This is a genomic window from Psychrobacter nivimaris (assembly GCF_009812035.1).
GTDB classification, from domain to species: Bacteria; Pseudomonadota; Gammaproteobacteria; order Pseudomonadales; family Moraxellaceae; genus Psychrobacter; species Psychrobacter nivimaris.
The window spans coordinates 21004-43028 of the sequence record NZ_VZIZ01000023.1 but is presented as its reverse complement, the minus strand read 5'-3'; the positions used below and the strand labels follow the sequence as shown (position 1 = coordinate 43028).

Annotated in this window: 22 protein-coding genes; 12 read left to right on the top strand and 10 right to left on the bottom strand. The window is 43.1% G+C overall.

Annotated features, from left to right (window positions below; genetic code table 11):
* From FQV37_RS10210 to FQV37_RS10200, 3 genes are all read left to right on the top strand, one after another.
* Positions 1-412, top strand: a 412-nt coding sequence (locus FQV37_RS10210) for a hypothetical protein (protein ID WP_205962082.1), incomplete at its 5' end; no start/stop codon positions are given.
* Between the two features lie 304 nt (positions 413-716).
* Positions 717-1349 (top strand): DNA-3-methyladenine glycosylase, encoded by a 633-nt coding sequence (locus FQV37_RS10205; protein WP_160022801.1) that lies wholly within the window; start codon positions 717-719, stop codon positions 1347-1349.
* Between the two features lie 37 nt (positions 1350-1386).
* Positions 1387-1698 carry a YqfO family protein gene (locus FQV37_RS10200; protein WP_160022799.1) on the top strand — a complete coding sequence of 104 codons (312 nt, stop codon included), beginning with the start codon at positions 1387-1389 and terminating at the stop codon, positions 1696-1698.
* Between the two features lie 142 nt (positions 1699-1840).
* Here FQV37_RS10200 and FQV37_RS10195 read toward each other — a convergent pair whose 3' ends face one another.
* The 6 genes from FQV37_RS10195 to FQV37_RS10175 all read right to left on the bottom strand — a co-directional run bounded on the left by FQV37_RS10195 (position 1841) and on the right by FQV37_RS10175 (position 6538).
* The gene (locus tag FQV37_RS10195) at positions 1841-2221 is read right to left on the bottom strand and encodes a hypothetical protein (RefSeq protein WP_160022797.1); all 381 of its coding nucleotides are present in this window, start codon (positions 2219-2221) and stop codon (positions 1841-1843) included.
* Positions 2222-2323: 102 nt separating this feature from the next.
* Positions 2324-2992, bottom strand: a complete 669-nt coding sequence (locus FQV37_RS10190; RefSeq protein WP_160022795.1) for a hypothetical protein — start codon at positions 2990-2992, stop codon at positions 2324-2326.
* Between the two features lie 738 nt (positions 2993-3730).
* Positions 3731-3934 (bottom strand): CsbD family protein, encoded by a 204-nt coding sequence (locus FQV37_RS10185; protein ID WP_057758006.1) that lies wholly within the window; start codon positions 3932-3934, stop codon positions 3731-3733.
* 440 nt (positions 3935-4374) lie between these two features.
* Complete coding sequence (locus FQV37_RS14255; protein ID WP_420877006.1) at positions 4375-4917, bottom strand: IS630 family transposase; 543 nt, start codon at positions 4915-4917, stop codon at positions 4375-4377.
* Complete coding sequence (locus tag FQV37_RS14250; RefSeq protein WP_240991009.1) at positions 4868-5218, bottom strand: IS630 transposase-related protein; 351 nt, start codon at positions 5216-5218, stop codon at positions 4868-4870. Before FQV37_RS14250 ends, FQV37_RS14255 begins: the two co-directional genes overlap by 50 nt.
* Before the next feature lie 126 nt (positions 5219-5344).
* Positions 5345-6538, bottom strand: coding sequence for an NADH:flavin oxidoreductase/NADH oxidase family protein (locus FQV37_RS10175; RefSeq protein WP_240991008.1), 1194 nt, complete (start codon positions 6536-6538; stop codon positions 5345-5347).
* Positions 6539-6748: 210 nt separating this feature from the next.
* Here FQV37_RS10175 and FQV37_RS10170 point away from each other — a divergent pair, with 210 nt between their 5' ends.
* Together FQV37_RS10170 and FQV37_RS10165 are read left to right on the top strand one after the other, a co-directional pair.
* Positions 6749-7447, top strand: coding sequence for a TetR/AcrR family transcriptional regulator (locus FQV37_RS10170; protein WP_160022793.1), 699 nt, complete (start codon positions 6749-6751; stop codon positions 7445-7447).
* 63 nt (positions 7448-7510) lie between these two features.
* Positions 7511-9685: a molybdopterin oxidoreductase family protein gene (locus FQV37_RS10165; RefSeq protein WP_160022791.1), complete on the top strand. Its 2175-nt coding sequence runs from the start codon at positions 7511-7513 to the stop codon at positions 9683-9685.
* A gap of 112 nt (positions 9686-9797) precedes the next feature.
* On the opposite strand, the gene FQV37_RS10160 is transcribed toward FQV37_RS10165, so the two are convergent.
* Both FQV37_RS10160 and ygfZ read right to left on the bottom strand, forming a co-directional pair.
* The gene (locus tag FQV37_RS10160; protein ID WP_240991007.1) at positions 9798-11150 is read right to left on the bottom strand and encodes a D-amino acid dehydrogenase; all 1353 of its coding nucleotides are present in this window, start codon (positions 11148-11150) and stop codon (positions 9798-9800) included.
* Between the two features lie 64 nt (positions 11151-11214).
* On the bottom strand, positions 11215-11967 hold the full coding sequence (gene ygfZ / locus FQV37_RS10155; protein ID WP_160022789.1) for a CAF17-like 4Fe-4S cluster assembly/insertion protein YgfZ: 753 nt from the start codon (positions 11965-11967) through the stop codon (positions 11215-11217).
* Between the two features lie 296 nt (positions 11968-12263).
* Between ygfZ and FQV37_RS10150 the strand changes: the two genes are divergently transcribed.
* A complete protein-coding gene (locus FQV37_RS10150) occupies positions 12264-12617 on the top strand; it encodes a zinc ribbon domain-containing protein YjdM (RefSeq protein ID WP_057758016.1) in 354 nt (117 codons plus the stop codon).
* A 103-nt stretch (positions 12618-12720) separates the two neighbouring features.
* Complete coding sequence (gene hemL, locus FQV37_RS10145; protein ID WP_160022787.1) at positions 12721-14022, top strand: glutamate-1-semialdehyde 2,1-aminomutase; 1302 nt, start codon at positions 12721-12723, stop codon at positions 14020-14022.
* Between the two features lie 162 nt (positions 14023-14184).
* Here hemL and FQV37_RS10140 read toward each other — a convergent pair whose 3' ends face one another.
* Positions 14185-14520 (bottom strand): Mpo1-like protein, encoded by a 336-nt coding sequence (locus tag FQV37_RS10140; protein ID WP_240991010.1) that lies wholly within the window; start codon positions 14518-14520, stop codon positions 14185-14187.
* Between the two features lie 460 nt (positions 14521-14980).
* On the opposite strand from FQV37_RS10140, the gene ppx reads away from it, so the two are divergent.
* The 5 genes from ppx to FQV37_RS10115 all read left to right on the top strand — a co-directional run bounded on the left by ppx (position 14981) and on the right by FQV37_RS10115 (position 20954).
* Positions 14981-16546 (top strand): exopolyphosphatase, encoded by a 1566-nt coding sequence (ppx, locus tag FQV37_RS10135; protein ID WP_160022783.1) that lies wholly within the window; start codon positions 14981-14983, stop codon positions 16544-16546.
* Positions 16547-16723: 177 nt separating this feature from the next.
* Positions 16724-17527, top strand: a complete 804-nt coding sequence (locus tag FQV37_RS10130) for an acetyl-CoA carboxylase carboxyltransferase subunit alpha (RefSeq protein WP_101205149.1) — start codon at positions 16724-16726, stop codon at positions 17525-17527.
* A 166-nt stretch (positions 17528-17693) separates the two neighbouring features.
* Positions 17694-19253: a tRNA lysidine(34) synthetase TilS gene (gene tilS / locus FQV37_RS10125; RefSeq protein WP_160022781.1), complete on the top strand. Its 1560-nt coding sequence runs from the start codon at positions 17694-17696 to the stop codon at positions 19251-19253.
* A gap of 178 nt (positions 19254-19431) precedes the next feature.
* Positions 19432-20265, top strand: coding sequence for a pyrroline-5-carboxylate reductase (proC, locus tag FQV37_RS10120; protein WP_102093237.1), 834 nt, complete (start codon positions 19432-19434; stop codon positions 20263-20265).
* Between the two features lie 128 nt (positions 20266-20393).
* Positions 20394-20954: a YggT family protein gene (locus FQV37_RS10115; protein ID WP_224737825.1), complete on the top strand. Its 561-nt coding sequence runs from the start codon at positions 20394-20396 to the stop codon at positions 20952-20954.
* 103 nt (positions 20955-21057) lie between these two features.
* Here the strand turns inward: FQV37_RS10115 and FQV37_RS10110 are convergent, their stop codons facing one another.
* Complete coding sequence (locus FQV37_RS10110) at positions 21058-21852, bottom strand: hydroxymethylpyrimidine/phosphomethylpyrimidine kinase (RefSeq protein WP_160022779.1); 795 nt, start codon at positions 21850-21852, stop codon at positions 21058-21060.
* Between the last annotated feature and the right edge of the window lie 173 nt (positions 21853-22025).

Here is a 22025-nt window from a genome sequence, read left to right as displayed (position 1 = left end):
TTTTTCATTGTCGTATTCTCTCAGAATGTTGAGTCTCCGACAATCCCGGGGCGGTTCAAAGTTGGATGATAATAATAGCTCTTTAACGCTGGGAAAGAACTATATCGTTATTTCTATTAGTATAAGACCAGATGAAAAACAACCTTTAATTACTATCCGAAGAAATGATGATGGAACACCTTGTGTTTTCAGCTTAGCGCTCTTTGATGTGATTGACTCTCAAATACCTCAAAACTGGGAGTGGTATGAATTGAATAGTGGTTTTAAGGGCTATTATCGATTACAACCAATCGAGTTCCATGGAAATTTTTGGCATGACTATCATGATGGTCATGAGAAAGCTGATGAGCTATTTGAAAAAGTCTATAGCCTATTAAATGATCGAGCTATAATAAATGGGTATCAAGTATAAATTTTTACAAATAAATTATTTTCTCTCAAAAGGTATACCCCAAGGAAACCAGCTATTTCACTCTTCAAACGTATTGATAGACCACTTAAAACAGACTGCCATAATGGAACCACTTATAACAGACTGCAATTCCTATCCATTTATCAACCAGTATCACTCTTTAGGTACAGGCTTGTAGTCTAGCTCGTATAAAAAATCAAACATAGCGCCAACACTGTCCCCGATACCTTATCTTACTTTTATGCTAATTTGTTGGTACTTATTCATATCAATTAGACCATAAAAATAAGAAAAGGTTTCGCTAATGTCTACTGCCTCATCAACCGTTTTGGATCCTGACTGGTTCACTCGTCCGACCTGTGTGGTCGCTGCTGACCTGATTGGTAAAGTCTTATGTCGACAGCTAACCGATAGTGATGGACAGCAAAAAACGCTACGTATGCGTATCTCTGAGACTGAGGCCTATATTGGTCAAGATGATCCCGCTTGCCACTCACATGCAGGCACTCGAACGGCACGCACAGAGATTATGTATGAGCAAGGCGGTGTGTTCTATGTCTATCTGACATACGGTGTGCATCATATGCTAAATTTGATTAGCGGCTCTGTAGAGTCGCCTGAGTCGGTGCTGATACGCGCTGGGTTTTTGACGGATGATAGCGACCGTCTGATTGATGAGCAACAACTCAGCCGAAATAAGCAGCTGACTCACCCCAAGCAGTTTGCAGGGCCGGGTAAGCTGACCAAGCGTTTGCAGATAACTCGCGACTTATATGGCAAGCCTATCACGCCAGACTCAGGCGTTTGGGTTGAAGATGATGGTTGCCAGCCGCCCGTGTCATTACGTCCGCGTATCGGTATTGATTATGCCGGTGATGCCAAAGACTGGTTGCTACGCTATATATGGACCGATCATCCTTCCTTATCTAAGAACTAATAGATTGAGATTTAAACCTATTTTGTGAGGTAAGTTCATGTATAAATTGACGGTTTTCATTCCTGATGAGGCATTAGAGCAAGTAAAGTCCGCTTTATTTGCAGCTGGTGCTGGGAGTATTGGCGATTACGAGCAGTGTTGTTGGCAAGTGCAAGGAACAGGACAGTTTATGCCGTTAGCAGGTAGCGCACCGCATATCGGTAAGCAAGATAGTTTAGAAACGGTCAATGAATGGCGAGTAGAGATGGTCATCGATGACGCGTTTATTACTGCTGCTGTCATCGCGTTAAAAGAGGCGCACCCGTATGAAACACCAGCGTATGATGTGATAAAAGTCTTGGATTTTTAGTTTTATATAGAAAAATATTAGCTTATTGAGTGTAAGAATTCTCACAAAAAAACCAAATAAGCCACTTGATGACTTATTTGGTTATAAATTTTTTGATATTTCAACTGAGTATTAACAGTGAATATCAGATCCTAATAATCGGTTAATCCTTTTTAATCTTAATGACATTGTAGCTTGGATAGCCCAGTTCGATTTTATAATCGTCGCGACCACGCTCAGCTTTGACCTTGATTTTACGGTCGCCCTTTTTATATTTAACATCTTTGACACGGTATCCCATGCTGCTAACTTTGTTGGCGGCTCGACGCTCGATAGCAGCTGAGTAGACGTTTTTATCCGCTTTTTTATGCTTGTTTTTGTGCTTTTTATGCTCTTTGTTATCTTTGTAGACGTCTCCGTAGATATCGTCATATACGTTATAGCCGCCAGGTGTGGTGACACAGCCGGTAGTTACCGCTAATAAAGTGGCGACAATACTGCCAGATATTACATTCTTTAGTGTTGAAGATGATAAAGCTTTCATAAAAATGTCCTCATAATCTATTATCGTTGGCTAAAGATAGTTTTCTAATATTTCAGTAAAGGGGCGTGTAGAACTGCTCTACTGACAGTAGTGTCAGCGTCATCAGTCTTTTTTAACGTTAATAACGTCTAAATTTGGATAGCTAAGCAATATCTCATACTCCTGCGAGCCGCGTCTGGCCTCAATGTCAAAGACTCCACGCTTGTTTTTTTCTTCTAGATCGATATCTTCGACACGGTAACCCATAGATCTTACTTTATTGATGGCACGGCGCTTGATCGCTGGGTAACGTGACTCTCTTTTAATGCTGTCCTCTATATCACCTTTTTTATAGCGCTTGTCGTTCTTATATTTACCATTATCTTTATGCTTATCTTTTTTATAGCGGTCATTGTCTTTTTGATACTTGTTATCTTCCCAATTGTTCGACCATGATCTTTTATTTGAGCTGATGAGTCTTAGAGAAGGATAAGTATATGTTAGCTCATAGAGCTGATTATTCTTTTTGGCAAAAGCTGTCATTGCGCGATCGCCACGGTAACTATCAGTTCTGATGTCTATAACTTGATAGCCTTTGCGGCGCAAATCTTGTCGAAGCTGTTGACTTACGCGATTAAAATTATTGTTTTGGCTATTATTATCACCACGATAGACAGGCTGATTGTCATATCCTGGACCTACAACTGCACAACCCACTGTCGTACCCAATAATGCAACGACAAGACCAGTAGATACAGTGGCTTTAATAGAGAAGGGTTTTATCGTTTTCATGAGGCAATATCCTATGATGATATTAAGTAGGCGATATATGTTGGAAATATCTATATCTGCTATAACTATAAGATTTTAAAAGTATTCTGGCGAATTAAATTAGATCGTAGTTAATAAGTATTTCTAGTGATTTATTTTTCGAAATATTTCCTTACATTATCTATAATAGAGCACAAAGCTTTGCGCTAGGTGTCATTTGCGTTAATAAGTTGTAATAATTGTGGCAAGTAAAATAGATTGTTGTAAGCATATGCTTACACGCAATGACGTTTACGCGACTTAACATAAGAGTGAGAGTTAGGCATTATAGTCACACGGCATTAGGGAATGTGACTCAAGGATTGAGTTGACCGCATTAAGGATAATGATTCGATAACTGGCGTCAGGATGACAATAGCGATTGAAGTAAGGACACATACCCTTTGCTGATAGCAGCAAGTAATACTGAAGCTGTAGTGTAGTAAAAAGGGCAGGATGCCCAGTATTACAATATACTGAATATTTGTGCAAGGATGCATGAAAAGCAGTTGTGATAGGTAACATGGATAGTTAACAATAAAACCGCATAACAATTGATTGCTATGCGGTTTTATCGTGTCTGGAGAATGGTAATTTATTTCTCCAACAGCTTATCTGTACAGTATAAATCTGCCATAAAAAAAACGCATATATTTCTATGCGGTTTTTCAGTTTATTCAGTACAGTAACTATGCAGCGAATAAACATGCAACGAGTATATTAATATTTGTTTTCTACACGCCAATCATCTACTTCACGCTCTGCATCTTCTTTGGCATGACCGTAACGCTCTTGCACGCGACCTACTAGCTTGTCACGGCTACCTTCGATATGGGTAAGGTCATCATCTGTTAGCTCAGCCCATTTTTGTTTAACTGAGCCTTTCATTTGGTTCCATTCGCCTTTTAGAGTATGTTCGTTCATTGTATTATTCCTTTTATTGAACTTATGGTGTTTGATTTATTTTTTGATCACTATTTTGATTCTTATTTCACGATATTGATTACTGATACTACTATTTAATTTTTATTCTAATTGTATTGCACAAGGATAAATGATTGGTTCCAAATATCTTGTGAGATCAAATATAGGACTTTTCAATTCAGCTGTCTGTATATGCTATGTTTATAGTGTTACTTAATTATAGTGAGCGTTTACTAAGTGTTATATACAGGGCTGCTGTAGTAGTGCCACGTAAATTGCGTCTATTGTGCGTGATAATAATTTTTTCTATGAACTTGTTTTTTATATGAATATTAAAAAAAATATTATTTATTCAAAAATACTTATGTAGATAAAAAGCAGATACTCAAAAATAGAGTAGCTGCTTTTTTATTGTCTTTAAAATTGATTAAAAACTATAGTTAAGTCTTTATAAAATCGATACAGCCCATATCATGAAACAGTTTAGGTAGATTATTCTCCATCCATCCTTGGCGTAGAAACTTAGCCTGTGCCCATTTTTTCTCGATAGGGTTTAGATCAGGGCTGTACGGCGGCAGCCATAAAATACGATGACCATGTCTATTAAGTAGCTTTTGAATACGCTTACTCTTATGAAATCGAGCATTATCCATGACAATCACGCATTTAGTTTTAAGACTTGGGATTAGCGTGTATTTGCACCAGTGGTAGAATATGCTGCTGTTAATATTGTGTTCAAAGTAATCAAGCGCAAATAGCATTTTTTCATAGAGAGCTCCGATGACATTAGTACGTCTCGAAGCTTGCCAGTTGTAGCTATCGATACAGGGTTTACCAATCGGTGCATAGCCATGAGAACGAATGGTTTCAGCCTCAAAGCCGCTTTCATCCATATAGACAATGGGATAGCCTTGCTGAGTAAAGCAATCAAGCCTACTCTGGAATATCGCTCTTTTTATCGGACACGCTTTTGGATGTTCCAAGGTCTTTTTTTTGACTGATACCAAGACGCTTTAAAGCATTAAAGATGCCCGTTTTACTACAGTTCAAGCGACGAGCTCTTTCATAGTTATAATCATCTGGGTATCTTTTTACGTCTTCAATCAATGCGTCATCAGGTATTTTAGTCGGTGCTTTATTTCTGGTTGTTTTAGGCGCTAATTTCTTCTGCCAGCTGTGAATGGTGCTGGTGCTAAGTCCATAAAATAGCGCAGCTTCTCTTATGGTCATACCATCAGCTATGCTAGAAAGTACCTGTTTGCGATAGTCTATTGAATAAGTCATCGTTTATTTCATTAAATGCAATTGTTAATAGGATTGTATCGGTTTTATTTGGATTAGACTATATCTCGTCGAATATTTATTCAAATACTGATGATAGCGTTTGGTGAGTTTTTTATTCGTATACGATCAGCAATCAATGAGAAAACTGGCGAGGCAGTTGGTTTGGGCGATTTCCCTTGTCCCATGCGTTGTAATTGTCGCTTGATGACGGCCATTGTAGCAACCGCACTTAAGGTTTTGATACACCACCAAGGTTTTATCTTTCCAGCGTACCACAGGATTGTGAGCACTAAGCGTACTATCACTTTTCCAGTCATTCGGTAGAGCAGGGTTCATGGCTAATGCGGTTCCCATACCAACCACGTCAATCCCTTGCGCCAGTACATCTTCTGCGACAGCCAATCGTCTAACGCCACCTGTCGTCATAATAGGCATGGTAGCAATTTGAGCAATCTCCTTTGCAAAGTCTAAAAAGTAAGCTTCTCGTTGCAACGTGCGACCATCTGCTGTGCTGCCTTGCATGGCTGGGCTTTCATAGCTGCCGCCTGATAGCTCAACTAAATCTACCGCCAATTCATTCATCGCTGAAATAACCACTTTAGCATCATCTGCATCAAATCCTCCGCGCTGGAAATCGGCCGAGTTTATCTTAACAGCGACTGCGAAGGTAGGCGCAACTTGAGCACGAACGGCTTTGATTACTTCGATCAATAGTCGCATACGATTCTCAACCGAACCACCGTATTTATCTTTACGTTTATTGGTAAGCGGTGATAAAAATTGAGAAATTAGATAGCCGTGAGCGGCATGAATTTGTACACCATCGAAGCCAGACTGTTCTGCTTTTAGTGCACTATCGGCGAACCGCTGTATCAGTTGCTCGATATCTTGCTGCGTCATCGCACGAGGTTTGCCAAATAGATGAGAGTGCTTGCCCAAGTCAATTGCCACGTCAGAAGGTGATAGCACATCGCCACCCATGGCAGCATATACTTGACGGCCAGGATGGTTGAGCTGCATCCAAACCTGCGTATTGTTGTGCTTGGCAGTATTTGCCCACGCTCTAAAAGGCGCTATCTCACTGTGTTTGTCTAATACGACACCACCAGGCCCTGTCATAGCACGACCATCCACCATCACGTTTCCCGTGATTAACAGACCTGTCCCGCCTTCTGCCCAATTCTTATATAGACGGAGCAGTGTAGGGCCAGGGACTTGACCGACATCAGCCATGTTTTCTTCCATGGCAGCTTTCGCTAAGCGGTTGGGTAATGTAGCGCCACAAGGCAGCACTAAAGGGGAGAATACAGGTGATGTCATGATAGTGGCCTAGAAATAGTTGTTTTGTGAAGCATGAGTTCTACTATGGGTTTGGCTATAGACATATGGTTTAAATGACTATAACCTTATAGCTAAGATATTCGCTGTCGGCAATTGACCATTATCATCACATTTTTTTGGCACAATAGCACCTAAGGTAAATTACTGGTGTGTCGATATAATTATCTATCGAATAGGAATACCTCTGTATTGAATGTACTAGCGCAAGATTTGACAGTCCCAGTAGAATCTAAACGTGAGCTGGCAAAAGCCAAGACTCGACGTGCGTTATTAAAAAGTGCCTTGCGGTTGTATAGCTTGGAGGGCGCTCAGGGCATGAGCATGAATAAAATTGCCAAAGGTGCAGGTATCGCCCAGCCCAGTTTTTACAATCATTTTGAGAGTTTAGAGGCGCTACAAAACGTGCTGAGCGCCCAACTAAAAGACAATTATCTGTCACCCATGCGACTGGCATGGGTCAATATGCTCAAAGATTATGATGTGTTGAGTAAAGGTCAGTTTAATCAGCAATGTCGACAATGCCTGATGATGATTTTTGACGCTGCATTTGAGAATATCGCATTGTTTCAGCACTTGCTTGAGGATCGTCCACGGTTTAGTGCCAATATAGAAAACCAGTCATCATTGAACAATGGACTGGGCAATCTAGTCACCGACATACAAGCAGAATGGACAGAGATATTTATTCAAGGATTGCAATTATCCAATCGTACTTGCGAGCGTAGTGCTGTCAATCTATGCGTCGATATGGCGGCGGCACAGGTACATGAGTTGATATTGGGCTGTCATCAGCAGCGTTACTCAAGACAACAAGCGATTGCCACGTTGAGTATCAGTTTTGACGCACTGTTCGCCAATTTTTTGCACGGAAGCAATACTAGTCAGTAGTGATAATAAGCAAAAATTATTGTCATGAAATCTAGAACAAAAAACACAATAGGGAGAGTGACTATGGCCACAACCACGGCTGCACCAACGTTAGGCGAAGCGCAAACGCATTTTAGAACTTGTACATTGTGCGAGGCGATGTGCGGTGTCGAAATAAAACATGATGGCGAAAAAGTCTTGTCGATTAAAGGGGATAAAAACGATCCCTTTTCGCAAGGCTATATTTGTCCGAAAGCCACTGCTTTGCAAGATTTGCATGAAGATCCTGACCGTTTGCGTCAGCCGGTAGAAAGAACGGCTGACGGTTGGAAATCTATTAGTTGGCCAGAAGCGTTGGATAAAGTTGCTGCAGGTATTCAATCCATACAGCAAAAGTATGGTCAAAATGCGTTGGGTGTTTATTTGGGTAATCCTAACGTACATAACATGGGCGGTATGTTGACCATCAAACAACTGCTTACCAGCTTAAAGACACGCAGTCGTTTTTCTGCCACTTCTATCGACCAGCTGCCACATCATATTATTAGCATGCATCTGTTTGGTCACATGCTGCGCATTCCAGTTCCTGATGTCAATAACACGCAATACATGCTTATAATCGGTGGCAATCCGCTGGCTTCTAACGGCAGTATCATGACTGCGCCCAATATGCGTCAAAAGCTAAAAGATATTAAAGCACGCGATGGAAAGGTAGTAGTGGTTGATCCAAGACGTACCGAAACTGCCGATATCGCTAGTGAGCACCACTTTATTCGTCCAGCGACGGACGTATTGCTGTTATTAGCTATGCTAAATGAAATTTATACGCAAGGCTACGCAAAGCTCGATACTAGAGTGGCTGCCTTGGCACCAGAAATAGATCGACTTGCTTTGTTTGCTGAACAATACACACCTGAGTCAGTGGCAGATATCACGGGTATTACCGCAGCCGAGATCAAACGTATCGTCAAAGAGTTTTGTGAAGCGGAAAGCTCAGTTTGTTATGGCCGTATGGGCATCTCGGTGCAAGAGTTTGGTTTGCTAAGCCAATATCTATCTATGGTCATCAATATCGTCACGGGTCGTTTAGATGAGGTTGGCGGACTCATGTTCCCGAATCCTGCCGTCGATGTTGTGAACAGCTCAGGCCCAGGCTATTTAGGTAAACGTCATAGCCGCGTCAGCAACTTGCCAGATTTTAATGGTGAGTATCCAGTGGTTGCGATGGCAGATGAGATGTTGGTAGAAGGGGAAGGCCAGTTAAAAGGATTCGTTACGGTCGCTGGCAACCCTGTTCTGAGTACGCCAAATGGTGAAAAGTTGGATGAAGCATTATCTCAGTTAGAATTTATGGTTTCGCTTGATTATTTCGTGACTGAGACCAGTCGCCATGCCAATATTATTCTGCCGCCTGTATCGCCATTAGAGCGCGACCATTATGACATTACTTTTAACGGCTTTGCCGTGCACAATGTCGCCAAATATTCGCCTGCTTTGTTTGATAAAACTGACGATACCAAGCATGACTGGGAGATTTATTTAGGATTAGCAGAGCGCTTAGACAAAGATGCACCAGAAGCAACGCAAAAGGAACGTGCCGCGACAAAAGCCTTTGGTCCTAAGTTCTTGTTAGAGCAAGGCCTAAAGTATGGACCTCATAAAGAGGTGACATTTGAAGCATTAGTCGAAAATCCGCATGGTATCGATTTGGGTCCGTTGCATCGTATGTTGCCAGAGGCAATCAAACACGCCGATAAACAAATTCATCTTCATGTCGATTTTTATCAGTCAGATTTGGCACGTGTTAAAGAGATGGTGCAACAGTACAACAGTAATGAGATTGTGCTAATCGGTCGTCGTCATGTACGTAGTAACAATTCATGGTTGCACAATAGCCATCGATTGGTAAAAGGTAAATCTCGCTGTACATTGATGTTGCATCCGCAAACGGCAGCGCAACATGGCATTGCAGACGGCCAAGATGTCAGAGTAACTTCTCGAGTGAGTAGTGTGGTCATTGCAGCAGAAGTGACGGATGAGCTGATGCCAGGAGTGGTCAGCATCCCGCATGGCTTTGGTCACGGCCGCAAAGGGGTTAAGCAAAAGATCGCGCAAGCGCACGCAGGTGTCAGTGTTAATGATTTGACTGATGAAACCCTAATTGACCAATTAAGTGGCAATGCGGCAGTTAATGGTGTACCGGTACAACTGGAAGCGCTTGAATCAGCAACAGATGACGCATTGGCTACCGCATCATAAACCTTGATGAATAGCGTAATCACTTAAGAATTGTCCTAAAATAAAAAGAAGGCGCTTACTATAGGTAAGCGCCTTCTTTTTTGCACAAAATTTTAATCTATCGCTTATCCGATTAAGCATTTATACCAATAAAGTCAAAATCAACGCTAGGGGTTTCGCCTTGGATTAGCAAACTAAGGGCTTTTGCAGAGCCGCAAGAGTGTGTCCACCCTAATGTACCATGTCCTGTATTGAGCCATAAATTGTCAAAAGTCGCTGAAGCATTATGACTACCATGTTTGACTTGACCACAGTGTGCGCGACCAATAAGGGGCACGTTCGATGGGGTCATCGGGCGCAGTCCTGTCCAATATTGTACCGAGTTTGCGATGATACCTTTCGGGAATAACTGCTGCACACGCCGAGTGATGGCTTCACAGCGCGTGGCATTTAAATCTAGGTTATAGCCATTAAATTCAGCGGTACCAGCGACTCGCAATTTGTCACCCAGTCGTGAGGTGACCAGCTTAAATTCATCATCAATCAAACTGACAAAAGGTGCTAAGTGGGGTGCGCGCGGATTCACCGTATACGTAGCCGAATATCCCTTTGCTGGAAAAATAGGCACATGAATATCTAGTGGTTTTAAGAGAGGAACGCTATAGCTGCCAAGCGCGACCACATGACTATCAGCCGTAAAGGTTTGGGCATTTTCACCTGCTGGGCGAATGGTGACACTGTGCACGTGCGGGCGCGAAGAGTCTGTATCGGTATTTAGTGCCAAAATTTCAGTATCATATAAAAACTGTACGCCAGCATCGATGCAGCGCTGCGCTAACCGTTGAGTAAATAGATGGGCATTGCCAGACTCATCACGACTGGTATAGGTTGCTCCAGTGAGCTTATGCGCAATTGGGTAAAGCGCAGGTTCTAAGTTGACAGCATTATTGATATCAATCACATGGCGCTCACAACCGAGGGCTTGCATGCGTTCAGTGGGTTCGATAGCCGCATCAAACTCTGCCTGATTGGTATAAAAATGCATGATACCGCGTGTTTGCTGTTCATAGTTGATGCCAATATCCGCACGCAGCTGCTGTAAGGTATCTCTTGAATATAGACCTAAGCGCACCATTTGTACTAGATTGGCATCGGCTCTATCGGCGCGGCACTCTTGCAAAAACTGCATGGCCCATTTGAGCTGCGCTTTATCCGCACGCAAGCGATACAGTAGCGGAGCATCTTCCTTAAACAGCCACTTGAGCGCTTTCATCGGGGTCGCAGGGTTGGCCCAAGGCGTGGCATGTGAGACCGATATTTGACCGCCGTTGGCAAATGACGTCTGCATACCTGCCGCTGACTCGCGCTCAATCACGGTCACATCATAGCCTGCCTGACGTAGATACCATGCGGTGGTCACGCCCACCACGCCTGCTCCGAGTACCGCAATATGTGTCATAGGATTCTCTATGCTCATGTTAGTCATGACGGTAACTCTTTATTGAACGACCGTCACCTTTGCTGTGTCGCTTGCATGATTCGATGTGCTTTTATTTTGGGCGTGCGACATCTACTTGTAGGGCAGCTGGCAAGTCCAGTATGCTCAAATCGCTTTCTGCCAATTGTTCAGGACGTGCCACGACCAAAGCGGTAAAGCCATCGTCATTTTTCATCGCATTGACCACTTGGATTTTATCAATCTTGTCACCTGCAGTTGGTATCTCACCGGTGCCTTGTACATAGTGCAAAAATGCTTTGGGTGCAGATTTAAAGTAGATGCGAGCGATGACTTCCTGACCTAAGTAGCAGCCTTTATCATAGTCCATGCCGCCGCGTTGATGTAGACGCAGCTCTTGCGGTTGAAACTCACCTTGAGTCGCGGCCACAATCCAATAATTACCAGTAGCTAGGCTGCATGCCATCCAAGCCTGTGTATCCTCAGCAGTATTATGGTCGTCTTTGTGACTAAAAGTTGGCTCATCTGCTAGCACACAAGGATAAATCGCTGCTGGTGCACTGGTTTCAAATTTAGAAAACGCTCCGTACTTATTAAGATGCGCCTGCAAAGACTCAGCACAGTCGCTACTTATTACCACATCATAATATTTATCTGCTTGTTTTTTGATCCAGATACCGAACTCAATACGACCTTTTAGGTTACCGATAGCGGCAGCCTGATAGCTAAGCCCGAGCTTGGTAACGTCACAAGTTAATTGCCCTTGCAAGAATTTTTCGGCGTCCTCGCCTTGGATAGTTAACTGCGAAAACTGCGGTACAGCTGCTAGATTGGAAGACTGAGTCATTGTTATTATCCTTCTGGTGAGAGCTTTTATTAATAATATAGAGGGTAAATCGAAGTGATAAAAATTATATGGGCGCTTTTATCATTGACAGTATTTGTGCACATAAATCTAAATGAGGCTAAGAAGAGTACCACAAAAAACCCTGTCATAAAAAACGTCATCAATAAGCGATGAGTTAAGTGTTAAATTGGGCATAGCGTTTGATTTTCAAGCGTACAAATTGGTTAAAGATGGTGAGTTACGGTACAATATCAGCTCTACAATTAACCTAATGTACGATGGCTGCCGAGGAAATAATGAGCTTACCAAATTGCCCTAAATGTGATGCTGAATATACGTACGAAGATGGTGCGTTACTGGTATGTCCTATGTGTGCTCATGAATGGACGGCGGCTGAGACTGATGCAGCACAAGCTGAAGACCAAGACGCAGTCATACGTGATGCCGTTGGCAATGAGCTACAGGACGGCGATGCGGTGACGGTCATTAAAGACCTAAAAGTCAAAGGCTCTTCAATTGTGATTAAAGTAGGGACAAAAGCAAAAAGCATTCGCCTGTTGCCAGATGCTACTGACGGTCATGATATCGACTGCAAACTTGATGGCTATGGCCCAATGAAGCTTAAGTCTTCTGTGGTCAAAAAAGCTTAAATTGTAAAAACTTCTTGAAAGATTCGATAATAAACAAATATAAAGCAGACGCTCAATCACAAAACATTGTTGTTATAAATGTCGCTATAAGTAGAGAATAATTATGAGTACTAAAAACGAACAGCTCTTTGCACAAGCACGTAAACATATTCCAGGTGGTGTTAACTCGCCAGTTCGCGCCTTTGCAGGGGTCGGTGGTACGCCAATCTTCATGCATCGTGCCAATGGCAGCAAAATTTATGATACCGAAGACAATGCCTATATCGATTATGTTGGCTCGTGGGGCCCAATGATTTTGGGTCATGCGCACCCAAAAGTCATCGATGCGGTAAAAAAAGCGGCCGATGATGGTTTGAGCTTTGGTACACCAACGCCGTTCGAAACCACTGTTGCTGACAAGATTTGCGAAATCGTCCCAAGCGTTGAGATGATTCGTATGACCAGCTCAGGCACAGAAGCGACCATGAGTGCCATTCGTCTGGCGCGTGGTTATACCCAACGTGACAAAATTGTCAAATTTGAAGGCTGCTACCATGGTCATTCAGACAGTCTGCTAGTAAAAGCAGGTTCGGGCATGCTTGATATTGGTGAACCAACGTCAAAAGGCGTACCAGCGGATTTTGCTAAGCATACTATTACGATTCCTTATAATAATCCGCAAGCGATTAAGGATTGCTTTGAAAAATGGGGTGAAGAGATTGCCTGCGTTATCTTGGAGCCGATTGCTGGCAACATGAATATGGTCATTCCGACCCAAGAGTTCCATGATACTTTGCGTGCAGAGTGTACAGCGAATGGTGCGGTACTTATCTTTGATGAAGTGATGACGGGCTTTCGTGTCGGACTTGGTGGCGCACAAGCGCATTTCGGCATCGACCCTGACTTGACTTGCTTTGGTAAAATCATTGGTGCAGGCTTGCCAGTTGGTGCCTTCGGTGGTAAAACAGACATCATGTCTTGCATCGCGCCACTTGGCGGTGTCTATCAAGCGGGTACGTTATCAGGTAACCCACTGGCAATGCGTGCTGGTATCGCCATGTTTGAAGACTTAACGGCAGAGGGTTTTTATGATGAATTGGCAGCGAAAGTAGATAAGCTCGTTGATGGTTTTCAAACGGCGGCTGACAAACATGGTATTCATCTGCGTACCAATAAATTGGGCGGCATGTTTGGCATGTTCTTTGTTAAAGACAGCGCAACTGAAACACCAAAGAATTTCGATGACGTGACAGAGTGCGATATGGACGTATTCAATACTTTCTTCCACGGTATGCTAGATCGCGGTATTTACTTGGCACCGTCAGCTTATGAAGCAGGCTTTATGTCTATCAAACATAGCGACGAAGATATTGATGCATCAATCAAAGCGGCTGATGAGATATTTGCAGAAATGGCGAAGGCATAGTTTAGCCATGTAAGTTATTATCTAACTAAAAAGTTAAAGCTTAAAAAACCAGCAAGATCGTCCTGTGATCTCTGCTGGTTTTTTTTGTTTATCGATATCTTATTTATAATCGTATTGGGAAGAATATAAAGTGTGTCGTTTAATTTATATGGCGACTACACTTTATCGTGCTTTATCAAACTTGCGATCTCTCAAGCTCAAATTGCCACGCAGGACATCGTTATACATACGAAAATCACTAGCAAAACTTTTTAGTGGAAATTTAAACGAGGCAGGTTTGTTCTTTTCAAAGAAAAAGTGTCCAACCCATGCACAGGCATATCCAGCAGCGATGCCCTTTACCAAAGGTTTGGCTGAGCCAGTTTTGACAGACTTTGCCAGTCCTAATAAGCCAAAGCTACTACCTGCAAAATGTAGGCGGCGACAAGCTATGTTTTGATGCTCATCTAAGTAAAAATCATAAAATGCCTGTTTGGGCGAATTTTCAGTTTTTACCATGTCTTTTTTAGAGTTACTGATAGGGGTCTCAGTATTTTGGGTCGCGTCTTTTGTGATGGTCTGATTCATGTGACTAGCTTCCTTGCTGGTGAGGTTGATAACTATTAATTGCAGATGGTTTTTAACCGATTAGTTGGTGGCTTTTGAAGTAAATTGTACGGATAAAAATTCTGTAAATAACGGTTTTTTATCATGATATTGATAGCTTTCAATGTAGCAAACCGATATGCGTAACACAAGCGCTAGATGCTGAGCCGATACCTGTCAGTTTATAAGGTGGTCGTCGATATCCCTGCTACAACTTTGCATTGCTTGCGAGTGTTTGGCATAAATGCTTTAATGACAAAATTGCCCTGATTTTTGTGGTTACTACTTTTTTCTATACATGTGATTTTATAACTATATAGCACGTGATTTTGGTAAACTATCCACTCTCTCTAACACGGTGACGACTTGTCCTATGCCTATTGACTACCTTACGAATCCGCCAATTGGCGATGATGAAATGATGGCAGCCATCGATATTGGTTCCAACAGTTTCCATTTAGCTATTGCTCGTCTTGACCATGGGGAAGTGCGAAAAGTAGTCTCGATGTCTGAAAAGGTACAGCTCGCCGCTGGTCTGGACGAAAATAATATTCTAAGCGCAGCTGCTGAACAGCGCGGTCTTGATTGTTTAAGCCGCTTTGTGGCGCGCTTGGATTCAGTACCGCCAGAGCGTATACGTGTGGTGGCGACCAATGCGTTGCGTCAAGCCAAAAACGCCAACGACTTTATTTCCCGTGCTAATAAAATCCTGCCAAAACCTATTGAGATTATCGCGGGCCGCGAAGAGGCGCGATTAATTTATTTGGGCGTCTCGCATACCAACGAGAGTAGTGATAAACGCTTGGTTATGGATATTGGCGGCGGTTCGACAGAGTTTATTATTGGTCAAAATTTCGATCCATTACTGACTGAAAGCTTACAAATGGGCTGTGTTTCTTTTACCCAAAAATTCTTCGCTGACGGCCTGATTACTAAAGAAGCTTTTAATAGTGCGATTTCAGGTGCACGTAAAGAAGTCTTAGCGATTAATGGTCGCTATCAAAAAACCGGCTGGAGTAGTGTGGTTGGCTCAAGTGGGACGATTAAAGCGGTACGCAACGTCCTTGTGTCAAAAGGTTGGGCAGATGAACAAGAACGCATCACTTATGCAGGCGTCAAAAAGCTTGAGCGATTACTGCTGAAAATTGGCAACGTTAACGATATCGATTTAGAAGGGGTGAAAGAGCACCGCAAAGCGATCTTCCCAGCAGGTGTCGCCGTGCTGTGTGCTGTGATGAAAGTATTGGGTATTGATACCATTGCTTACTCGGATGGCGCGTTACGTGAAGGCGTCATGTATGACATGCTCGGACGCTTTGCTAGCGAAGATGTACGTGACCGTAGTGTATTGGCACTGATTAAGCGGTATTCAGGCGACAAAAAACAAGCCAAACAAGTGGTCAAAACCAGTCGCAATTTGTTTGAGCAAGTAAAAGATAAACTTACCCTCAGTAATGATGACGGTGACTTGCTCAGACGGGCGGCATTTTTGCACGAAATAGGTCTGGCGATTAGTCATAGCAGCTATCATAGACACAGTGCTTATTTGGTTGAATACTCTGATATTCCAGGGTTTTCGCAGGTCGATCAAAAACGCATGGCGCAGCTGATGCTTAACCATCGCCGCAAGCTCAAAGCCGATATGTTAGAGCAGACTTGTCAGATTGGTGGTGATCAGCTGGTTTACCTTTGCTTACTGTTGCGCCTCGCCGTACTGGCGCATCATAGCCGCAGTGATTATGCGCTACCAGAGCTAGAACTAAGGGTAATCGCTGAAAACAGTTGGCAAATTACCTTGGCGGATAGCAGTGAACATTATGCTTTCTTGCTCGCAGATTTGCGTACTGAGATTGACCAGTTTGCTAAGTGGGGCGTACAGCTTAGTGTGATTGAAGCCCAAGAGGCCGAGACTCCAGAGGTTGAGCAGTTACCATTGTAAGTATTGAGTTAAAGATTAACGTAACAAAAGCGGCGTTGTCGATAATGTCATGCTATTTAAGATGTGCTACTATAGCTCCTATTGAGTTTACAACTGTACTTTCATTATCTGAACACGGATAACGATATTATTCTTAAACATAAATACATTAAGTATAATTATTAAAGGGAAGCGTCTATGAGCACTGTCTGGGATAGTGTGCAGCTTGCACGACACGCCAAGCGTCCATTATTTATGGACTATGTTAATCAGCTGTTTACCGAATTTGATGAGTTGCATGGCGACCGTGCTTTTGCCGATGACAAAGCCATACTTGGTGGTCTTGCGCGTTTTGACGGTCAGCCTGTGATGGTAATCGGTCAGCATCGTGGTCGTAGCACCCGTGAGCGTATTGCTCATAACTTTGGTATGGCCAACCCTGAAGGCTATCGCAAAGTGATTCGTTTGGTCAAAATGGCTGAGCGTTTCAATATTCCTGTGATGACCTTTGTAGATACCCAAGGTGCTTATCCTGGTATTGGTGCAGAAGAGCGCGGACAAGCGCAAGCGATTGCAGAAAGCATTGCTGTATTTTCTAGCCTTAAAGTGCCTGTAATTGTGACTATCATTGGTGAAGGCGGTTCAGGCGGCGCATTGGCAATTGGTGTTGGTGATAAAGTAAATATGCTACAAAACAGTATTTACTCAGTGATCTCGCCAGAAGGCTGTGCTTCTATCCTATGGAAGACTGCTGAAAAAGCGCAAGACGCTAGTGAAGCGCTAAAATTGAACGCCATTAACCTTTATCAAATGGGTTTGATTGACGCTGTCATTGAAGAAGGCGAGGGCGCACATGTGCAGCCACAACCTGTGATGAACGCCTTAAAAGCACTGATTAATGAGCAGCTTGATGAAATCAAAAATTTAGATCCTCAAGAGCGTTGTGAGCTACGTTATGAAAAGCTAAAGTCTTTCAATTCAGAAGTGATGCTGCCTGCTTAATTGGTTGTTATAATGCCTTTATTGTTAAGTCGCTATTATTAATAATAGGCTTTTCATATTAGAGTCTGAGTCTTAATGCTAAAATAAAAACGTGTCATTTAATGGTGCGTTTTTTTATGGCTGTTATTATATGAAGCATCTAAAATAACGAAAAATAAGGCTGACTATGACCAGCAGCGCAATCATCTCACATCCTATTAAATCAATCGCTGATTTGCCAGTTGATGAGACACTAGCAACCGCACTATTGAGCAGTATGTCTGAGTATAGTGATCAGTTGCATGGTCGTCGTCTTTGGCTGGCATGTAGTGGTGGACGTGATTCATTGGCACTTGCGGCGCTGTGTGTGCAGCTCTATCAACAAGGTAAATTGCCATGTTTGCCGCAGCTGTTACATGTCGATCATGGGTTGCAATCGGATAGTCAGTACTGGGCTAAGCATGTTGCCAATTGGGCGCAAGCGCAGCAGATACCTTGTTGCATTTTACAGGCACAAGTTAATGGACATGATGAGCAGGCGGCACGGCAAGCGCGTTATAATATTATGCGTGCTCATATCAATCAGGACGATGTATTACTATTAGCACATCACGCTGATGACCAAGCTGAAACGGTGTTGATGCGACTAATCCAAGGTGCTGGAGTCAATGGTCTCTCTGGTATGCAGCCATGGCGAGTGCAAACGCAGGGCGTACAGTGCAATATCCTGTGGCGACCTTGGCTCACGATACGACGAGCCAATATTAGCGCCTACGCCAAGCGCTTAGAGTTGCCTTATATAGATGATCCTACGAATGACAGCGGCGATAACGTACGTAGTGGGCTACGCCGCGACATCATGCCAATACTGGCTACATACAATCACAATGTCATCGATAATATTGCTCGTAGTGCGCAGCTGTTAAGTGATGCACAGGAAACAGTCAATGCTCAAGCTATGCAGGATATGCAGCAGACAGAAAATACAGACCTGCAACTTTTACCTGCACAGCGCGTGCTAAATATCGATACGTTGCAAAAGCTACCCATGTATCGTCAACGTCAATTATTGCACTATTGGCTCGGTCAAGATGAGCCGTTACCACCTGCTAAGCAACTCGTCGATGATGTGTTAACTCTAAGCCAACGTGATAACCAAGATCATCAAACAGAACTGTTTTGGCAAGGTCGTAAGGCATCTTATACCATTCGGCGCTATCGTCAACAGCTCTATCGTATGAGCAGCGATTGGCTGTCTTGGCTAAACGTACCGCTGACCGAGCAGGTACTGACTTTATCTAGTAACTCATCTAGTCATTCAGCTAATAATTTAACATCATTCATCGTACGTAGTAGTGATAGTTATACTTGGCAGTTACAAGTAAAGCCATATGCGCTGGTACGATTGTTAGAAAATAGTGTGGACGGTGTAGCACAACAGATAGTGTTAAAAGTAGCACCGTTAGACCGTAAGCAACGGTTAAAGACCGAGATGGCTGCGCGGCCACAAGCAGGAAAAAAACTGTATCAAACGCTTGGGATTCCATTATGGCTACGAGAAAGCTTAATGGTAGTCAGCATCACCCTTATAAAAAAATCTGAAGATGGAAGCGAAATAGAAACTGATATTCCTCTATTACTAGCATCACCATTTGAGAGTTGGCTTTTGAGTTCTGAGCAGACAGATAGCGATGCCAAAAGCAATCAATTAGCTGAGTACATCAAAAGTGAGCTTAGTCTAAAATAGAAAGCGTTAAAAGTTTAATATCTGTTGGCTGACTCGTTGATTTTTATCAGGTTGATGTCAGGCGCGACATTTTGAATTTATCAAACGGCGATAGTGGCAGTATGATAAACTGAGTGTCGTTTTACATATCAGTATGTTAAGTTGAATACCTTTTGAATTTTGTGACTAGGAGACAAGTATGTCGGTATTAGATAATAAAAAAATCAGTTTTATTGGTGGCGGAAACATGGCACAAGCGCTCATTAGCGGGCTTGTGGGTTGCGGCATCAAACCAAATCTCATCACGGTCGCCGATCCTAGCAGCGATGCACGTGAGCAATTAGCCGCCAAAGGACTAAATACTGTTGATCCAATGGCTGATCCAAAGTCTGCTGTGATCGGTGCAGATATCGTGGTGCTAGCAGTCAAACCACAAATGATGAAAGTAGTGGTAAGTGCTTTTGCTGACGTACTAGACACTCAACTGGTCATTTCAGTGGCGGCAGGCTTGTCGACTGATCTTTTATCAAACATGTTGGGCGGCTATAGCAATATCGTCCGTGCAATGCCAAACACGCCTTCTATGATTCAGATGGGCGCGACTGGCCTCTACGGTACAGACAATATCTCAGCGGAACAGAAGCAGCTAGCAACAGCCGTTATGGAAGCATCAGGTTTGGTCATGTGGGTCGATGACGAAGAGCATATGCATGCCGTTACAGCCGTATCAGGTTCAGCGCCAGCGTATATGTTTTACTTCATTGAATCGATGGTCGATGGGGCAGTTGCATTAGGACTAGATAAAGAACAAGCCTCAGCGCTTGCTATGCAGACCATGTTAGGTGCTGCAAAAATGGCGATGAATAGTGATGATGCACCAGCTGAGTTACGCCGTAAAGTCACTTCACCGAACGGTACTACTCAAGCAGCGGTTGAGTCAATGCAAGCCAATGAGATTGGTCGTCAAATCGGCGAGGCCATGCAAGCTTGCTATGATCGTAGCCAAGCGTTAAGTGAAGAAATGAGCAAGTAAACACTGACAAGGTGTGTTGTGAGTCACCACTGACGACACACCTTATGTAATCATCAGCATCTGATAATGACATTTGTCATCCTAGAATCTGTTAATAATGTCACATTGAGTAGCACTTCATGAACAACATGTTATTTCAAATTTTTGATTTGGTCACCACATTCGCTATGATGCTGGTGTTTATTCGTTTTATGTTGCAGTTTGCAGGAATGGATGCGAGCAATCCGATGATTGCACCTGCTTATAAAGCAACGCATATCGTCGATGTATTTGGGCGCATTTTCCCGACTGTCGCACAGGGTCGTATTAGCATTGCCGCTATCGTGTTGATGTTTTTGATTCGTCTAATCGATATCTCTGGAAAGGCCGCATTAACGCATAAAGGTATTGCCCCTGTACCGCTATTCTTTACGGGTACGACTAGCTTATTATTAGACTTTTTACGCATGTGTCGCTATCTAGTGATTGGTTCTATCATCGTTAGCTGGATTGTGGTGTTCACCAGATCTGAGCATCCGATTATTGGCATTATCATTAATTTGGCTGAGCCTATTTTAGCCCCGTTTCGTCGTATCACGCCGAATTTAGGTATGCTCGATTTATCGCCCATGGTCGCTTTCTTAGCATTTTATTTGCTGGAGATATTCATCGGTGGCTTGGCTGCGAGTGTGTTGCCAACCTTGGGTTAAGTCTAATTAAATTTAAAAACTGTCATAAAAAAGGCGCTCTATATTTTTATAGAGCGCCTTTTTTGCGTCTGCTACTTGGGTAAGCTATAGCTTGTTAGGTATGCTAAAAACGAACAAAGCGATTTGGTATGAGTTGAGCCTGAGTATCGTCAGGATGCGGTGCATCAGCTGCCCGCAATGTCTGGGTAATCCAACTATCGGCCGCTTTTACCGCGTCGATGAGAGCATCACCCATTGCCAAGCGTCCAGCGATGAAGCTGGCGAGTGAACATCCTGAGCCATGGAACTCACCGTTTAAGCGCGGTAAGGTGCTTTTATGAACCATTTCACCCTGTATATATAAGTACTGCTCGATGTCACCGCTATCAAAATCATGTGAAGTTTTTACCAGTACAGCATGAGCGCCTTGAGCACATAGCTTTTGTGCACCGACATGCAAATCTTGCTCTCCGCTTAGCGCACGTAGCTCATGAGTGTTTGGAGTGATTAAAGTGGCGTAGGGCAGCAATTGTCTAAAGGCGCTAACCAGAGTTTTTTCATCGCCTAAGCTACCACCGCTATTTGCGACTAGTACAGGGTCTAAGACAAATGGCGTATCATTATCGATAACTTGATCAGCAAATAGTTTGGTCAACATTGCGATATTATCAATGGTGCCGAGCATACCTGATTTGATAGCACTAACAGGCAAGTCATCAAGCACCGCAGTAGCTTGGGCTTTTACCAACGATGCCGCACAAGCCTCAAAGCCAAACACCTGTTGCGAGCTTTGGATAGTGACCGCCGTACAAGCGATGGCTGCATGTGCCCCTGACTGTCCAATGGCCTCGATATCCGCTTGTAATCCAGCACCGCCTGAAGGGTCCAATCCTGAAAAACACAGTACGACAGGTCGCATAACAGCTCCTTTTGAGATATTTTAAAGTAAGTGACAAATACTATAGCCACCTACTACTAAAAAATCTATCATAGTCTTATGCTTATGCTTATGCTTATGCTTATGCTTATGCTTATGCTTATGCTTATGCTTATGCTTATGGATGAGGTATAAGACGGTAGAGTGAGTAGACC

Coding starts and splice junctions, on each gene's coding strand:
- FQV37_RS10205 (WP_160022801.1), top strand. CDS start 717: ATGTCTACTGCCTCATCAACCGTTTTGGATCCTGACTGGTTCACTCGT.
- FQV37_RS10200 (WP_160022799.1), top strand. CDS start 1,387: ATGTATAAATTGACGGTTTTCATTCCTGATGAGGCATTAGAGCAAGTA.
- FQV37_RS10195 (WP_160022797.1), bottom strand. CDS start 2,221: ATGAAAGCTTTATCATCTTCAACACTAAAGAATGTAATATCTGGCAGT.
- FQV37_RS10190 (WP_160022795.1), bottom strand. CDS start 2,992: ATGAAAACGATAAAACCCTTCTCTATTAAAGCCACTGTATCTACTGGT.
- FQV37_RS10185 (WP_057758006.1), bottom strand. CDS start 3,934: ATGAACGAACATACTCTAAAAGGCGAATGGAACCAAATGAAAGGCTCA.
- FQV37_RS14250 (WP_240991009.1), bottom strand. CDS start 5,218: ATGACTTATTCAATAGACTATCGCAAACAGGTACTTTCTAGCATAGCT.
- FQV37_RS10175 (WP_240991008.1), bottom strand. CDS start 6,538: ATGACATCACCTGTATTCTCCCCTTTAGTGCTGCCTTGTGGCGCTACA.
- FQV37_RS10165 (WP_160022791.1), top strand. CDS start 7,511: ATGGCCACAACCACGGCTGCACCAACGTTAGGCGAAGCGCAAACGCAT.
- FQV37_RS10160 (WP_240991007.1), bottom strand. CDS start 11,150: ATGACTAACATGAGCATAGAGAATCCTATGACACATATTGCGGTACTC.
- ygfZ (WP_160022789.1), bottom strand. CDS start 11,967: ATGACTCAGTCTTCCAATCTAGCAGCTGTACCGCAGTTTTCGCAGTTA.
- FQV37_RS10150 (WP_057758016.1), top strand. CDS start 12,264: ATGAGCTTACCAAATTGCCCTAAATGTGATGCTGAATATACGTACGAA.
- hemL (WP_160022787.1), top strand. CDS start 12,721: ATGAGTACTAAAAACGAACAGCTCTTTGCACAAGCACGTAAACATATT.
- FQV37_RS10140 (WP_240991010.1), bottom strand. CDS start 14,520: ATGGTAAAAACTGAAAATTCGCCCAAACAGGCATTTTATGATTTTTAC.
- ppx (WP_160022783.1), top strand. CDS start 14,981: ATGCCTATTGACTACCTTACGAATCCGCCAATTGGCGATGATGAAATG.
- FQV37_RS10130 (WP_101205149.1), top strand. CDS start 16,724: ATGAGCACTGTCTGGGATAGTGTGCAGCTTGCACGACACGCCAAGCGT.
- tilS (WP_160022781.1), top strand. CDS start 17,694: ATGACCAGCAGCGCAATCATCTCACATCCTATTAAATCAATCGCTGAT.
- proC (WP_102093237.1), top strand. CDS start 19,432: ATGTCGGTATTAGATAATAAAAAAATCAGTTTTATTGGTGGCGGAAAC.
- FQV37_RS10115 (WP_224737825.1), top strand. CDS start 20,394: ATGTTATTTCAAATTTTTGATTTGGTCACCACATTCGCTATGATGCTG.
- FQV37_RS10110 (WP_160022779.1), bottom strand. CDS start 21,852: ATGCGACCTGTCGTACTGTGTTTTTCAGGATTGGACCCTTCAGGCGGT.